We start from the raw sequence: 15,486 nt of genomic DNA, 5'->3' as shown, positions 1-15,486 counted from the left end.
TAAGATAGGATAGAACATATAAAAAATATGCTATAACATCTATTCATCTACTAAAATATACATTTCGGAAACAATAGAGAGGAGGGAGCCACTTGGCACGAATATACACGGCGCTAATCGGCTTAAGCCTGATCTGGGGCATGTCTTTTGTCTTTATAAAATGGTTGGTCGAACCGGCAGGAGTGTGGGGGACGGTGTTTTTACGATGCCTGGCAGGGGCCCTCGTGCTTCTTCCGATCTTTTTCATTCAGAGGAAAAGAGAAGGGAAGAAACTACTTCCTTTATGGAAACTCCTGGTTGTGGGGATCGGCAATGCGGCCCTACCGTGGACCCTGATCGCTTTAAGTGAAACGCAAATCAACAGCAATACCGCTTCCATCCTGAACGCGACCACTCCAATTTGGACAGGACTGGTTGGATTTTTATTCTTCTCTGTTGTGTTGACGGGATTTCAATGGATCGGGATCGCAGTCGGTTTCATCGGCATCCTTGTGCTCATGAACTTTGAAGTGAGCGGCATCTTCTCGTCTGATTTTGTCGGGGTGGGAACGATGGTACTGGCCACGATGAGCTACGCATTTGCTTCCCAGTTCACGAAAAAATACCTGGCAGGAACGAGTGTAGTCGTCATTTCCACCTTTCAGCTGCTGATTGGGGCCGCGGTCGGATTTGTCGGCATGATGATCACGAATCCCATTTCTGTCGGTGATTTAGCGTCAGGAGAGGTCATCCTTGGCATTTTAGGACTGGGCTGCCTCGGGTCGGGTGTGGCGACGCTCCTGTATTTCTACATCATGACCAATGGAAGTCCCGAATTTGCCTCTACTGTGACGTACCTGATTCCGGGTACGGCGATGATCTGGGGATTTGTTCTTCTAGGGGAGCAGGTGACCCACAATCTCATTTTAGGCTTGTTGATCATATTCGCAGGGGTATTCCTATCCTCCCGAAAGTCAAAGAAAATCATTACTTCCCTGCCGGCAGGGATGAGGTAAGACCTTTAAACAAACGTTTGATTAGTATGTTGAATCCCTTGTCCCACAAGGGGTTAGCGTACCAGTCAAACGTTTGTTTAGTTTCCGGGAACCGAAACCACCCAGAAACTAATGCAAACCAACTTACTTTCATATAAAATGAGTAAGATACATAAGGTAGACTCTAACGCATAGCACAGGCTATTAAAAATAAAACATAAGGATGGTAATTCTATATGAAAACGGCAATTGTAACGGATAGTACCGCCTACATCCCGAAAGAATTGCGTGATCGACTCAACATACATATGATTCCTCTCAGCGTCATTTTCGGAGGAGAAACCTATCAAGAAGAAGTTGATATTACGGCAGGTGAATTTTACGAAGAAGTCAGCATCCAGGAAAAGCTTCCAACCACTTCACAGCCCCCGGTCGGACAATTCGTCGAGCTATTCGAGAAACTTTCCAACGATTACGATGCCGTCATTTCCATTCACCTGTCCAGCGGAATCAGCGGGACCTATCAAGGTGCCGTGCAGGCAGGTGAAATGGTCGAAAGCATTAAAGTATACCCCTATGACTCAGAAATCAGCTGCATGATCCAAGGCTTTTACGCCATCGAAGGGACCAAGCTTGCCCGTGAAGGAAAAACGGCAGAAGAAATCGTTGGGTTATTGGACGAAATGAAGAAATCCGTACAGGCATACTTCATGGTCGATGACCTCGCCCATCTGCAGCGCGGCGGCAGGCTTTCTCAAGCACAGGCCATCATCGGGAGCCTGTTACAGGTAAAACCACTGTTGCACTTCGTGGACAAAGTCATTGTACCCTTTGAAAAAATCCGCACGAAAAAGAAAGCGTTGAAGCGTGTGGAAGGAATCCTCGAAGAAGCCGTGAAGTCAGGTGAAGCCTATCAAGCATCCATCATTCACGCCAATCGGGAAGACGAAGCGATTGAGTGGAAAAACGAGCTTCAAGAAAAGTATCCGAACGTGGAATTCAATGTGAGTTATTTCGGTCCGGTCATCGGGACTCATTTAGGTGAGGGTTCGATGGGGATGGGCTGGGCGAGGAAGATGAGTAGGTAGGGGATTGATTTTGACTGCTGATTTGTACCTGGTACAAGATGCGCTTGATGTACCAGGTACAAACTTTGATTGATGTACCAGGTACAAATTGGTCATCATGTACCAGGTACAAACTTTGCTTGATGTACCAGGTACAAACTTTGATTGATGTACCAGGTACAAATTGGTCATCTTGTACCAGGTACACACTCCCACATTCTCTATCGGTGCCAGGCACAAAACGATCGTTTCATGCCTGGCACCATTTTTATTAGGAAGGATTTTCAACCTCAAATGTAGAATACAATACTATCCCACATAAGGAGTGATGCAGTTGCGTTTTGCTTTAATGGATCACAGGTTAATCCCTGAGCCCCTTGTAAAAGAACCCCACCCCCTTCTCCAAAAAATCTCGGAAGTCACTTCCATTCCGTCACATCCAATTAATCCATCTTTCCAATTTTCACCAGAACTGCAATCCTATCTAAGTGGACGATCTTTATTAGTAGACGAGATCCCATTTTCAATTCATACCCTCCATGAGCATTATTTGAATGGCTATGTTTCCTATGAAAAAGGTGTGGACGCAGGGCGGTGTCATCGTTGTGGAAATAACAAACCTCATCTATTGGCTACTTTCAATTGTTCCAGATGCCACACCGGATGCACCTATTGCCGTAATTGCATCATGATGGGGAGGGTGTCTGAGTGCACGCCGCTCATAAGGTGGAATGGTCCCGGGCCGGATTCTCCACCAGTAACGTTTGACTGGGCCGGTACCCTTTCAGAAGCGCAAAAGGCAGCATCGGAAAAAATGATATCTGCGATTCGAGCTAACAATGACCTTCTCGTCTGGGCCGTATGTGGAGCCGGCAAGACGGAGGTGCTTTTTGAAGGAATATATGAATCGCTTCAGCAAAACAAGCGGGTCTGCATTGCCGCACCCCGTACCGATGTCATCCTGGAACTGTCTCCCCGCCTCAAAAAAGTGTTTCCTCAAACAGAGGTCACCACACTGTACGGGGGCTCGGAGGAACGGCACAGCTATGGTCAGCTTGTTCTCTCTACTACCCATCAACTCTACAGGTACAAAGAAGCCTTCGATGTCATGATCATAGACGAAGTCGATGCTTTCCCCTATTCCTACGATTCCTCTCTGCAAGGGGCAGTAGTAAAAGCCCGGAAGCCCCGCTCCTCCATCATTTATCTGACGGCAACCCCGGACCGTAAAACGCAACAGGAATGTGCCCGGGGAAAAAGAAGCTTCATCCAAATCCCTGCCCGTTTCCACCGCCATCCGATCCCACTTCCCAGTTTTGTCTGGTGCGGAATCTGGAAAAAATCCCTTGAGAAAAGTCGAATTCCCCCTGCGTTGAAAAAATGGACCTCATTAAGACTCAAACAATCCAAACAAGCCCTGATTTTCTTTCCGACCGTCGACCTTATGGAAAAGGCCCTGCCTCTATTTCAAGAAATGCACCCCCTAATTGAATCGGTTCATGCTGAGGATCCCCAACGAAAAGAAAAAGTTATAAAGATGAGACAGGGAGAAGTTCCGATTTTACTTACGACAACCATTTTAGAACGGGGAGTGACGATCCCAAACATCGATGTCGCGGTCCTTGGTGCCGAAGAGAAGATTTTCACCGAAAGTGCACTCGTTCAAATCGCCGGCAGGGTGGGGAGGAGCGCTGACTATCCAACAGGTGATATCGTCTATTTCCATTACGGCCGCACGAGGGAAATGATCAAAGCGCTGCTTCACATCGACCAAATGAACAAAGAAGCCGTGAAAAGGGGACTGATTCATGGTCACTAACTGTTTGAATTGCAGTACCCGAGTAGAAGAGGTTTGGTCGTGGAGAGGGTTATTTTACAGGGAGCCCCAATATTTGTGTCAGGAATGCGAGAAGCAGTTGGAGAAGATTGAAGGGGAGCGTTGCAGGGGATGTTCCCGTTCACTGGAGGCATTGCCTTCCAATCTCGTAAAAGAAGAGATCTGCCTGGACTGCCATCGATGGGATTTAGATCCGGAGTGGAAGGGGATTCTCCATAAAAACGATTCATTGTATCACTATAATGATTTTCTGAAAGAATACTTGGCCAGATACAAATACCGGGGGGATTACGCGTTGGCCAAAGCCTTCTCCCATACGATTAAATCCTATCTTGCAAAAATGGCATATGACCACATCATCCCTATCCCACTCAGCGATGAACGCCTCTATGAGAGAGGATTCAATCAATCTACCGCACTGTTGGAAGAATCAGAGGTCCGTCCCTCACATATTCTCACGCGTTTGCATTCTGAGAAGCAGTCGAAGAAGACTCGTGCTGAGCGTCTTCACCAGGTGCAGGTTTTTCAGTTGAGAGAGTGTGATGTGAAGGGAAAGTCGATTCTGCTGTTTGATGATATTTATACGACGGGGACGACGTTGAGGCAGGCGGCAAAGTTGCTGAAGGACGCTGGTGCTGACGAGGTATCATCCTTAACTCTCGCCAGGGGTTAAAGCAATCCCCTTTCCTTCCGATATAAGGGGTAAGAGAAGCTTCACCGGGAGGAAACCGATATGTCAGAAATCATCAACTGTCCACGTTGCAACGCGATTTTTATGCAAAATAAATTCCGTGATGTATGCGACAAGTGTTTTAGAGAAGAAGAAAAGATGTATGAGACCGTCTACCAATTTTTAAAGAAACGGGAGAACCGTGCTGCGACCATGGATCGTGTTATTGAAGTGACCGGGGTAGACGAGGAACTTCTATATAAATGGGTGAAAAAAGGCCGAATCCAGACGAGGCAATTTCCGAATATGGGTTATCCTTGTGATAAATGTGGGAAGATTATAGGGACGGGACGAATCTGCGGTGACTGTTCTTCTGGACTTGCCAGTGATCTGAAAAAGTTCGAAACGGAACAGGAATGGAAGAAGAAATCCCAGGAATCGGGCCAGAGAACCTATTACACCATGAGAGAAAAGAACTAGTGCTAACCAAAATAAATGAGGAAGAACTAACCAGGCTCTATTACTAAACAAATCTCCTATATATCCGATATACTAGGTAGAAACCATGTACGTGAAGAAAGCGAGGGAACATGATGAAGATTAACTCTATCGGAAATCAGAACATCAATCCTTACAAGCGCAACCTGAACAAAATGGATGAGGTAGGGAAAGCGGGGAAACCTGCATCCGACAAAATCGAAATTTCTTCTGCTGCCAAAGAAATGCAGGAGGTTTCCAAACTCGGCAAAGAGCGCCAGGCGAGAGTAGAGTCTCTCAAAGATCAGGTACAGAGCGGGAATTACACCATCGATCCGAAAGCCGTTGCTAGAGGATTAAAGAATTTCTATAACGGACAATAAAGAAGGAGCGAACAAACATGTCAGCAACCAATCTAACTACAAATCTTGAAAAACTGTATAAGCTGCACAAAAGTTTGTTCGATCTTTCAGTGAATAAAACGGATGTCATCAAAAAAGGTGATATGAATGAACTCGATCAGGTATTGAAGGATGAACAGAAGCACTTGGCCGCCATTAATACGGTGGAAGCTGAGCGGCAGCGGGAATCCAGCAACTATCTTCAATCAAGGGGAGCATCTTTCACTGAGGCTCCCACGATTTCTCAGTGCATCGAGCACAGTTCAGTCCAGGAACAAGAAATTTTCGCCCAATGGCAGAAAAAGCTGGTCGATATTATCGGAGAATTGAAGGCTCAAAACGAGCTGAATCAAAAGCTTGTCTATCAATCTCTTCAATTCGTGAATATGAATCTATCCATGACGCAGCATCAGCCGGAACAATCCACCTATTCACGACCAAACGGTGAAAAAAAAGCACCGGCAAGTCGATCCATCTTTGATTCGAAAGCATAGCACTTACTAATTGAAACGGAGGCAACACCATGCGATCCACTTTTATGGGCCTGGAAACGGCAAAACGAGGCATGTACACCCAGCAGGGCGCTCTTTATACAACCGGCCACAATATCTCCAACGCGAATACTCCTGGATATACCCGTCAAAGAGTCAACTTTGAACAAACGACACCCTATCCTTCCCCAGCCATGAACCGTCCGCAAATCCCAGGCCAAATCGGAACGGGAGTCGAAGCCGGTTCGATTCAACGCGTGCGTGATTCATTCCTGGACATGCAGTACAGAGGCGAAAACCAAAAACTTGGCTACTGGGAAACGAAAATGGAAGCGATGAAGAAGATGGAAGAGGTCATGAACGAACCATCCGACTCAGGCTTATCCAAAACGATGGATATGTTCTGGCAGTCCCTTCAGGATCTAGCTGTTAACCCGTCCAACTCTGGTGCGCGGTCAGTCGTCGTTGAGAGAGGGAAAGCCGTTGCTGAAACATTCAACTACTTATCGTCTTCCTTAACAAGTGTCCGTAGCGATCTGAAAAATGAGCTGTCTGTCTCTGAAAAGCAAATCAATTCACTGTCCAGACAAATTGATAACATCAATAAACAAATAGCCGATGTAGAACCACACGGCTATCTGCCGAATGATTTATACGATGAACGGGACCGATTGATCGATGAACTTTCACAGCATGTTTCCATCCAAACGAGCTACCAGTCTAATGGTGGAGCGTCGTCACCAATCGCAGAAGGTGCGGTCACTGTCACATTGGTCGGGAAAGACGGAAACCTGGCTGTCAACCTCGTCGGGAAAAATGGAGTCAATGAAGTTAAGCTTACCTATGATGGCCCACAAAATACGGTGGATTCTGTCTCGATTGGTCAACAAACACTCGATATTAAAGACTTTTTATCACAAGGCGAAGGAAAACTGAGAGCCCTTGTCGATACATACGGCTTCAAAAATAAAGACGGTGAAGCAGAAGGCTCCTACATCAGTATGTTAGGCGAACTGGACAGCATGGCGTATGAATTCGCCAAGGCATTTAATGACCAGCATCAACAAGGGGTCACACCTGAACAGATGAACGACCCCAATTTTGATCCCGACAACTTCACACCAAATACACCAAAGTTCTTCCAGGATGAAAAGAATGCCACAGCAGATCTGGATGGTGTGCCAAAAGCAGGCTTCGCTCAAAGAATTCAGGTAGCCGATGAAATGAGCAACCTCGACAATATCGCAACTGCGGGTGCAGATAATCCGACCCTCGGAGACGCATCAAATGTTCTGGCCCTTGCCGACATCATCACAACGACGAAACTTCCTTACGGCGAAAAAGAAGCGTCATTCCAAGGGCACTTTGAATCCGTGATTGGAAAAATGGCAGTAGAATCACAAGAATCCGTCCGACTCGCAAGCAACTCTGGAGTGTTAAGAGGTGCCGTGGACGAACGTCGAATGTCCGTCAGCGGAGTGTCCCTTGACGAAGAAATGACCGACATGATCAAATTCCAGCATGCCTACAACGCCTCTGCGAGAATGATCACATTGCAGGATGAAATGCTCGACAAAATCATCAACGGTATGGGTACCGTTGGAAGATAAGTAGGTGAAATACTATGCGCGTAACACAAAGTATGCTGACGGCGAACTCGATGAGAAATCTCAGTTCATCTTATGGACGAATGGGGCAATTACAGGATCAATTGGCCACAGGGAAGAAGATTACCAAACCTTCTGATGACCCGGTTGTTGCGATGAAAGGGATGTTTTATCGTTCGAACCTGACAGGGATCGAGCAGTACAAACGGAATCTATCGGAACTTTACTTGTGGATGGAAAACTCGGAGTCTGGAATCGAACAAGCAAATCAAGGATTGCAGCGTGTTCGAGAATTGACGATTCAAGGTAAAAATGGAACGTTAAGTCCGGAAGATCGAAAAGCGGTTGCTACGGAAATTGAACAGATTAAAAAAGACCTTGTCAGTGTCGCGGAAACAAAAGTGGCCGGCAGATATATTTTTCATGGTACAGACGTTGGGAATTCTCCGATCAAGGACGGAAATCCCACAGATGGAAGTGCTCCGCAGGTCGCTGACAATTTAGGCAACGGTGCTATCGATGCTTATCCTGTAGAGGTTTCGCAAGGTGTTTCTTTAAAAGCCAATGTTAATCCTAATAAGGTCTTTAATCAGAAGCTATTCGACACCGTGCACAACATCCAAAAAGCATTGGAGTCAGGGGATGTTTCAGCTCTGGATGGTCAGCTTGAAGAGCTAGATAGCGTCATGAACACCTTATCAGCAGAACGTTCTGAGCTTGGTGCCAGATACAATCGTCTTGAAATGGTAGACGACCGACTGGGTCAACAGGAAGTAACGGCCAATCGAATCCTATCAGATAACGAAGACGCCGACATCGAACGCGTCATCACAGATTTGAAAACCCAGGAAAGTGTCCACAGAGCGGCACTCAGCGTCGGAGCCAGAATCATTCAGCCGACATTAATGGATTTTCTAAGATAAAAGCAAGGGGACTGACCCTTTAAGGTGTTTTGTCACCTTAGGGTCAGTTCCTTTTTATATGGAGGTGAATACGTATGAACGTTCCACAAATAAGATTGCAATCCACGTCAGCAGCCCTGAGCATCCGGACGATTCCAGGACGTATGGACATTGAACAGCCCCCAGCACAACTGGATATCCAGCAGCCCCAGGCAAAGATGGAAATAGAGCGTACGCCTTCCAAACTGACCATCGACCAAACCGAGGCAAGGGCCGATATGGACTTGAAATCGGTGCGCCGCAGGATAGAAGAATTTTCCCAACAAGGCTACGAAGACTGGCTGACGGGACTTGCCCGGGTAGCCCAGGACGGGGATGAACTCATGATGATCGAGAATGGCGGAGGTGCGATTGCCGCCCAGGCTAAACGGAACAGTGAGGATCCGATGTATGAGTTCAATATAGGATGGATTCCTTCAGGGGGAAGCGTCAAAATCAACTATGACCCTGGAAGTGTGAAGGTGAACATTGAACCACAAAAAGTGGTGAATAACTCTCGTCCTCAAAAACCCAATATACAGTATACCCCAGCCCAGGTGGATGTCAGCTTGAAACGATACGCAGATTTGCAAATAGATTTTGCAAACTTAAAACACGTAGGGATCAACTATGAACAAGAAATATAGAATGAAGGAATGAAGCGGATGAAAATCAATACGAAATATCATGGAGAAATAGAAGTAAAGTCAGAAGAAGTTCTAACATTTGATCACGGAATTCCTGGATTCGGAGAGGAGAAGCAGTTTGTATTATTGCCGCTGCCGGAGAATGAGTGGTTTCATATACTGCAATCCGTGAAGACACCTCACCTTGGTTTTGTAGTGACGGATCCATTTATGTTTTTTAAGGAGTATGATTTTGAGCTGGATCAGGCTAGTGTGGAGTCTCTAGGGAAACCTTCTGAAAAAGATGTGCAGGTGCTTTCTATTCTTACTGTACGGGACACGCTAAATGAATCTACAGCTAATTTACAGGCCCCTATCATTCTTAACCTGGCAAATCGCAAAGGAAAACAAGTCATCTTAACAAACTCAAACTATCAAACCAAGCACCTGATCTTTGCTCAGCCTGCAGGAAAGAAGGGGTGAAGGGATGTTAGTACTGACAAGGAAGACGGGAGAAAGCATTCAGATTGGGGATGACATTGAGCTAACGGTCATTTCTGTAAAAGGTGATCAGGTGAAACTGGGGATAAATGCCCCGAAGAACGTAGACATCCACCGGAAAGAAGTCTACCTCTCTATCCAGGAAGAAAACACCGAAGCTTCGAAAGGAATCGACAACCTGTTTAATCTTTTGCCAAAAAATGATTAATTATTTTTCGGAAACTATTAAACACCAGTCGAAACAACCGATAATAGTATTGTAAGCAATGAGGAGAAGGGCGGCCGACCTTTGTGACTTGTTGCAAACTAAAAAATGATATAGTTCACAAGGATGTGGACTTACTTTCAAGGAGGAAATTTTGTAATGAGAATTAATCATAATATTGCGGCGTTGAATACTTATCGTCAGTTGAATAGTGCTTCAACTAACCAATCTAAATCAATGGAGAAATTGTCTTCTGGTCTTCGTATTAATAAGGCTGGAGATGATGCTGCTGGTCTTGCAATCTCTGAAAAAATGCGTGGGCAGATTCGCGGATTAGACATGGCTTCTAAGAATGCTCAAGATGCAAACTCAATGATTCAAACAGCTGAGGGTGCGTTAAATGAAACGCATTCCATTCTTCAACGCATGCGCGAGTTAGCGGTACAATCATCTAATGACACTAATACTGATACTGACAGAACTCGATTACAAGAAGAAGTGGATGAATTAGCGAAAGAAATTACAAGAATTTCAAATACAACAGAATTTAACACAAAGAAATTAATTGATGGATCTAATGATTCTGCAAACGCTAGTCTTGCAACAGCTGGCGCTGCATTAACTTTCCATATCGGAGCGAATACATCTCAAAATATTACTTTAGAGATTGGTGCAATGGATGCCACCTCCTTAGGAGTACACAATGGTGGTAATGTAAATAATTTAAGTGCAAATGACGCAACTGTAAATGGTGGAGCCGTAACAGAAGACGGCATTAGAATAAACACCCAAGCTGCAGCAGATACTGCTATTACAGCAATACAAGGCGCGATTGACACTGTATCTGCAGAAAGATCGAAATTAGGTGCATATTCAAATCGTTTGGAGCACACGGTTAACAACCTAGGAACATCTGCAGAGAATTTAACTGCCGCTGAGTCACGTATCCGTGATGTAGACATGGCTAAAGAAATGATGAGTCAAACTAAAAATTCAATTCTCTCACAAGCAGCACAAGCAATGTTAGCTCAAGCTAATCAACAACCACAGGGAGTTCTTCAATTATTACGTTAAGATAATTTTGATTTAGATACTTTTCTATCAAGGAGGAAAATAGCATGAGAATTAATCATAATATTGCAGCACTAAATACTTATCGTCAGTTAAGTAATGCAAGTAACGCTCAAGGTAAATCTATGGAAAAATTATCTTCTGGGCTACGAATAAATAAAGCAGGAGATGACGCAGCTGGTCTTGCAATCTCCGAAAAGATGCGTGGTCAAATCAGAGGCTTGGATATGGCTGCTAAAAATGCTCAAGATGCGAATTCAATGATTCAAACTGCTGAAGGTGCTCTTAATGAGACACATTCTATCCTTCAACGTATGCGTGAGTTAGCGGTCCAATCCTCAAATGATACAAACACAGATACTGACCGTTCTCGATTACAAGAAGAAGTTGATGAGCTAGCTAAAGAAATCACGCGTATTTCAAACACCACAGAGTTTAATACACAAAAATTAATTGATGGCACCAAAGATAGTAATGGTATTGGAACTTCATTAACCTTCCATATTGGAGCAAATGCAACCCAGAATATCACACTAGATATTGGTGCAATGGATGCTAAAACTTTAGGTGTTGATGATACATCGGGAACTGCTGCCACTGTTGCTGGTGGAGATGCAGTTACAAATGCTGGTATTGACATTTCTTCTCAGGGAACAGCAGATACCGCTATTACAGCAATACAAGGCGCGATTGACACTGTATCTGCAGAAAGATCGAAATTGGGTGCATATTCAAATCGCTTAGAACATACCGTGAATAATTTAGGCACATCATCTGAGAATTTAACTGCTGCAGAATCAAGAATCCGTGATGTTGATATGGCTAAAGAAATGATGAGTCAAACAAAGAATTCGATCCTTTCTCAGGCAGCACAGGCTATGTTGGCTCAAGCTAACCAACAACCTCAGGGTGTGCTCCAACTTCTACGATAATTTTATGTTTTTTTGTTCAATCGATATTTGAATTTAGGCTGTCTTGAAAATCAAGACAGCCTAAATTTTGTTGATAGTTTAATTTGTTGTTAAAGTTATTATATTATCTCTCAGAGTATATATATATTCCTTTTGTTGTTTTCTTAAACTAAACTTTCCCCACTAACCACCGATATAACCGATATAACCCTCAGGAGGATCAAAAGATGATTGATAAAGTGACAGGCGGAGTTTCATTAGTACAATCATTTACTAGATTAGAGAACCAAACAAGCGAAGAAGTGAAACAAATTCAAGCGCAGGAAAGACACCATGAAGAAGCCACAACCAGAGAACCTGTCACCAAAGAAAAAATAGAAGATGTCGTTCATGGGATGAATGAGTTTATGTCCACTTCGAATACACACCTCAAATTTGAATTTCATGATAAATTGAAAGAATATTATGTGACGATCGTAGATGATCGGACGCAGGAAGTAGTGAAAGAAATACCAGCAAAGAAAATACTTGATATGCATGCCGCGATGACGGAATTTGTTGGTTTAATGGTCGATAAGAAGGTTTAACGGAAGGAGATACATATGGCTGATATGCGAATTGGTGGCCTTGCCAGTGGTATGGACACAGATCAAATCATAAAGGATTTAATGAAGGCGGAACGAATTCCGTTAGATAAATTGGAACAGAAGAAGCAATACCTTGAATGGCAGCGTGATGATTACCGGGATTTGAATAAGATGATGTTTGAATTTAGTAATAATATTTTTGACGGTGTGATGAAGCAGGGAACGTATACGCAGAAGACAGTATCTGTTTCGAATCCGAATGAAGTCTTTGTTAAAAACATCAGCTCTACTACTGATTTCACTGGAACACTAAAGGTAGAGAAGTTAGCCACTGCTGCTACGATGTATAGCACTCCTATTACTCAGTCAGATGGTGGGGCCTTTGATTCTAAAAAGAAGTTGAGTGATTCCTTTGGGCTGACTGGTGAGCAAAGCATTAAGGTCAAAGCGATTAAAGCAGATGGAACGATGGCGGCTGATTTTACCGAAATTAAATTTAATGCTGAAGACGAAACGTTGGACAGTTTAATCTCTAAGATCAATGCTCAAACAGGCGTGACGATGTTTTACGACCAACAAACTAAGCAAATGTCGGTTATGAGTAAAAATACGGGGAGTAATGCCAGCGGTGCTGAAATTGAGTTGCAGGGAGCACTATTCATTACTCATTTAAAGTTGGATACAGACAATGATACTGCCCTGGCGAATACTCGAGGTTCGATTGGAGAAAATGCCAAGTTTACCTACAATGGAATGGCTACTGAGCGTTCATCAAACACGTTCAACATTAATGGATTTGAATTAACACTTAAAAATGCATCCAATACCAATGTAACTTTCGCGTCTAAACCCGACACCGACAAAATCCTGGATAAAATCGTCAAATTCGTCGACGAATACAACAAACTCATCGAAAAAGTAAACGGCGAAGTAAACGAAAAGAAATACCGCGATTTCCAACCATTGACGTCAGAACAAAAAGAGTCAATGGAAGAAAAAGAAATCGAACTATGGGAAGAGAAGTCACGTAGCGGTACATTAAGAAATGATTCTGTTCTGACATCTGGTCTTAACAAAATGCGTATGGACATGTACACACCCATCTCTGGTGGAACTTCTGGCTTTGACCAATTAGCGCAAATCGGAATCAAAACATCAAGCAACTACCTTGACCGTGGAAAACTGATTATTGATGAAAACAAGCTGAAAGAAGCGATTTCCAAAGACCCGAATGCGATCTATGAGATTTTTTCTAAAGATGGTGAAACATCAAACGAACAAGGGATTGCCCGTCGTTTACGTGATACGTTGAAAGACACAATGGAAAGCATTGAACAAAGAGCAGGGAAAGCGTCTAGCACCAATAATACATTTACCCTGGGACGTTTACTAAACAACATGGACAACCAAATGGACCGATTCGAGGACCGGCTGATCCAAGTCGAAGACCGCTACTGGCGCCAATTCACCGCCATGGAAAAAGCCATCCAGCGTTCCAACCAACAATCCATGTTTCTCATGAACCAATTCGGCGGTTAATCATCCTTAAAGGAGGGTCATTATGGCCATCAACAACCCGTATGCAGCATACCAGAACAATTCGGTCAACACCGCATCACCAGGTGAACTCACCCTTATGCTCTATAACGGAAGCCTGAAATTTATTCATATCGCAAAAAAGGCGATTGAAGATAAAAATATTGAACTGAAAAATACCAATATCCAAAAGACCCAAGCCATCGTGAATGAGCTGATGGTGACGTTGAACACGGATCTTGAGGTCTCGCAAAACCTAATGTCCCTATATGACTACATTAATCGCCGCTTAACGGAAGCCAATATCAAGAATGACGCGGCGATTTTAGATGAAGTAGAAGGTCTCATCACAGATTTCCGTGATACGTGGAAAGAAGTCATTCAACTGAACCGCCAGAAGCAGCATGCCGGTCAAGGTGGACAGGCCTAATGAGCTCGGTCCTTCTTTGCTACACCATCACGAAGCAATTGAAAGAAGCATTGGAACAGGTGAATGCTGAAAACCGGGAACCCACGATTGAGGAAGTGGAATCTCTTTTAGAAAAAAGGCAGAGCGTACTTGGCACCATCAAGTCTCCTTATACGCAGGAGGAGCAGGAACTTGGCGAGCAGATAATCGCCTGGAACGGGCAAATCGATCGGCAGCTAGCTCAGTTGCGTCTTCAAATCAAGCGAGATATGAACGGCTTGACCAAGAAGAAAACGTCTGCTCAAAAATATTCAAACCCATACGAATCCTTACAATACGATGGAATGTTTTACGATAAAAAGAAATAGGTGATTCTTTGACAACGAAACTAGACGAAAAACAGTACGAATTGGTAAGCCAATACGTCGGGATGCTCGAAACAATCGAAGAAGCACTGAACTATGTGGAAGCAAGCTTCACGGATTTAAGTAAAACAGAGGGGGACCAGATCCTTTCTGAAGTCTTCATGGCAATAGGTCAGATTTCAGAAAGCAATCCCTTGTTAAAAGAAATGTTTGATGGTGAAAGAATTCAGAAAGCATTAACCGGATTTGATACCGTGACGGATCAGGCATGGAAACTGGATGGACAATTGGATAACAGCGCATTCAAACAAAGTGTCGTTCAGGAAAACCTGTCCCCAGCCTTTTCTGCCTGGAAAGCAACGATTGAAATCGAACTAAACCCATATCTAACACATTAAGCCTCGACTCCCCGAGGCTTTTTTCTTTTTCCAAAAACTCTCATGCTATAATAATAGAAAAATGCTGGAGGACGCCGGTATGAAATCTAGTGTAATTGATGAGATTAGAAGACTCTGCCTTCTCTATCCTGAGGTTCATGAACATGTAGATAGGTTCGGACACTTATCCTTCCGCGTAAAGGACAAACCGTTTGTCATCATCGGGGATACCTTATCGATTAAAACGCTCCCTGCTAACCATGAAATCCTCCTCGAACAGCCAGGTTATATCACAGCCCCGTACATAGGTCGACATGGCTGGGTGCTGGTTGAGGTAGAGGAAGCTGGCTGGCAAGCCATAAAAGGACTGATTCGTGAGGGTTATTTGATTGCTGCACCCAAGAGACTGGCCAATCAAGTTCAGAATGGATGA

General features: G+C 44.1%; 20 protein-coding genes. All 20 read left to right on the top strand.

The window, feature by feature from the left end; all coding sequences use genetic code 11:
* The first annotated feature begins 92 nt into the window (after window positions 1–92).
* Complete coding sequence (locus AC0VXY_RS19815) at window positions 93–995, top strand: DMT family transporter (RefSeq protein ID WP_475526273.1); 903 nt, start codon at window positions 93–95, stop codon at window positions 993–995.
* Between the two features lie 215 nt (window positions 996–1,210).
* Window positions 1,211–2,062, top strand: coding sequence for a DegV family protein (locus AC0VXY_RS19810; protein WP_475526272.1), 852 nt, complete (start codon window positions 1,211–1,213; stop codon window positions 2,060–2,062).
* Between the two features lie 313 nt (window positions 2,063–2,375).
* Complete coding sequence (locus AC0VXY_RS19805) at window positions 2,376–3,860, top strand: ATP-dependent helicase ComFA (protein WP_475526271.1); 1,485 nt, start codon at window positions 2,376–2,378, stop codon at window positions 3,858–3,860.
* Window positions 3,861–3,933: 73 nt separating this feature from the next.
* A complete protein-coding gene (locus AC0VXY_RS19800) occupies window positions 3,934–4,551 on the top strand; it encodes a ComF family protein (protein WP_475526270.1) in 618 nt (205 codons plus the stop codon).
* 60 nt (window positions 4,552–4,611) lie between these two features.
* Window positions 4,612–5,028, top strand: a complete 417-nt coding sequence (locus AC0VXY_RS19795; protein WP_475526269.1) for a TIGR03826 family flagellar region protein — start codon at window positions 4,612–4,614, stop codon at window positions 5,026–5,028.
* 110 nt (window positions 5,029–5,138) lie between these two features.
* The gene (gene flgM / locus AC0VXY_RS19790; RefSeq protein WP_475526268.1) at window positions 5,139–5,408 is read left to right on the top strand and encodes a flagellar biosynthesis anti-sigma factor FlgM; all 270 of its coding nucleotides are present in this window, start codon (window positions 5,139–5,141) and stop codon (window positions 5,406–5,408) included.
* A gap of 17 nt (window positions 5,409–5,425) precedes the next feature.
* Window positions 5,426–5,920, top strand: a complete 495-nt coding sequence (locus AC0VXY_RS19785) for a flagellar protein FlgN (RefSeq protein ID WP_475526267.1) — start codon at window positions 5,426–5,428, stop codon at window positions 5,918–5,920.
* Between the two features lie 29 nt (window positions 5,921–5,949).
* On the top strand, window positions 5,950–7,527 hold the full coding sequence (flgK, locus tag AC0VXY_RS19780; RefSeq protein ID WP_475526266.1) for a flagellar hook-associated protein FlgK: 1,578 nt from the start codon (window positions 5,950–5,952) through the stop codon (window positions 7,525–7,527).
* A gap of 14 nt (window positions 7,528–7,541) precedes the next feature.
* Window positions 7,542–8,447, top strand: coding sequence for a flagellar hook-associated protein FlgL (gene flgL / locus AC0VXY_RS19775; RefSeq protein ID WP_475526265.1), 906 nt, complete (start codon window positions 7,542–7,544; stop codon window positions 8,445–8,447).
* A gap of 74 nt (window positions 8,448–8,521) precedes the next feature.
* On the top strand, window positions 8,522–9,112 hold the full coding sequence (locus AC0VXY_RS19770) for a DUF6470 family protein (protein WP_475526264.1): 591 nt from the start codon (window positions 8,522–8,524) through the stop codon (window positions 9,110–9,112).
* Between the two features lie 18 nt (window positions 9,113–9,130).
* Entirely contained in the window at window positions 9,131–9,574 is a 444-nt protein-coding gene (fliW, locus tag AC0VXY_RS19765; RefSeq protein ID WP_475526263.1) for a flagellar assembly protein FliW, read from the top strand.
* A 4-nt stretch (window positions 9,575–9,578) separates the two neighbouring features.
* Entirely contained in the window at window positions 9,579–9,800 is a 222-nt protein-coding gene (gene csrA / locus AC0VXY_RS19760; RefSeq protein ID WP_034764426.1) for a carbon storage regulator CsrA, read from the top strand.
* 156 nt (window positions 9,801–9,956) lie between these two features.
* Window positions 9,957–10,871, top strand: a complete 915-nt coding sequence (hag, locus tag AC0VXY_RS19755) for a flagellin Hag (RefSeq protein ID WP_475526262.1) — start codon at window positions 9,957–9,959, stop codon at window positions 10,869–10,871.
* A gap of 44 nt (window positions 10,872–10,915) precedes the next feature.
* A complete protein-coding gene (hag, locus tag AC0VXY_RS19750) occupies window positions 10,916–11,800 on the top strand; it encodes a flagellin Hag (protein WP_475526261.1) in 885 nt (294 codons plus the stop codon).
* 206 nt (window positions 11,801–12,006) lie between these two features.
* Window positions 12,007–12,366, top strand: coding sequence for a flagellar protein FlaG (flaG, locus tag AC0VXY_RS19745; protein WP_475526260.1), 360 nt, complete (start codon window positions 12,007–12,009; stop codon window positions 12,364–12,366).
* Between the two features lie 15 nt (window positions 12,367–12,381).
* Complete coding sequence (locus AC0VXY_RS19740) at window positions 12,382–13,905, top strand: flagellar hook-associated protein 2 (protein ID WP_475526259.1); 1,524 nt, start codon at window positions 12,382–12,384, stop codon at window positions 13,903–13,905.
* 22 nt (window positions 13,906–13,927) lie between these two features.
* Window positions 13,928–14,332, top strand: coding sequence for a flagellar export chaperone FliS (fliS, locus tag AC0VXY_RS19735; RefSeq protein ID WP_475526258.1), 405 nt, complete (start codon window positions 13,928–13,930; stop codon window positions 14,330–14,332).
* Window positions 14,332–14,679, top strand: coding sequence for a flagellar protein FliT (gene fliT / locus AC0VXY_RS19730; RefSeq protein WP_475526257.1), 348 nt, complete (start codon window positions 14,332–14,334; stop codon window positions 14,677–14,679). Before fliS ends, fliT begins: the two co-directional genes overlap by 1 nt.
* Window positions 14,680–14,687: 8 nt before the next feature.
* Window positions 14,688–15,074 carry a DUF8042 domain-containing protein gene (locus AC0VXY_RS19725; protein WP_475526256.1) on the top strand — a complete coding sequence of 129 codons (387 nt, stop codon included), beginning with the start codon at window positions 14,688–14,690 and terminating at the stop codon, window positions 15,072–15,074.
* A 79-nt stretch (window positions 15,075–15,153) separates the two neighbouring features.
* Window positions 15,154–15,486: an MmcQ/YjbR family DNA-binding protein gene (locus tag AC0VXY_RS19720; protein ID WP_475526255.1), complete on the top strand. Its 333-nt coding sequence runs from the start codon at window positions 15,154–15,156 to the stop codon at window positions 15,484–15,486.

Source organism: Rossellomorea sp. QJM3NY_18 (assembly GCF_056173145.1).
This window is presented reverse-complemented; position numbering and strand designations above follow the sequence as displayed.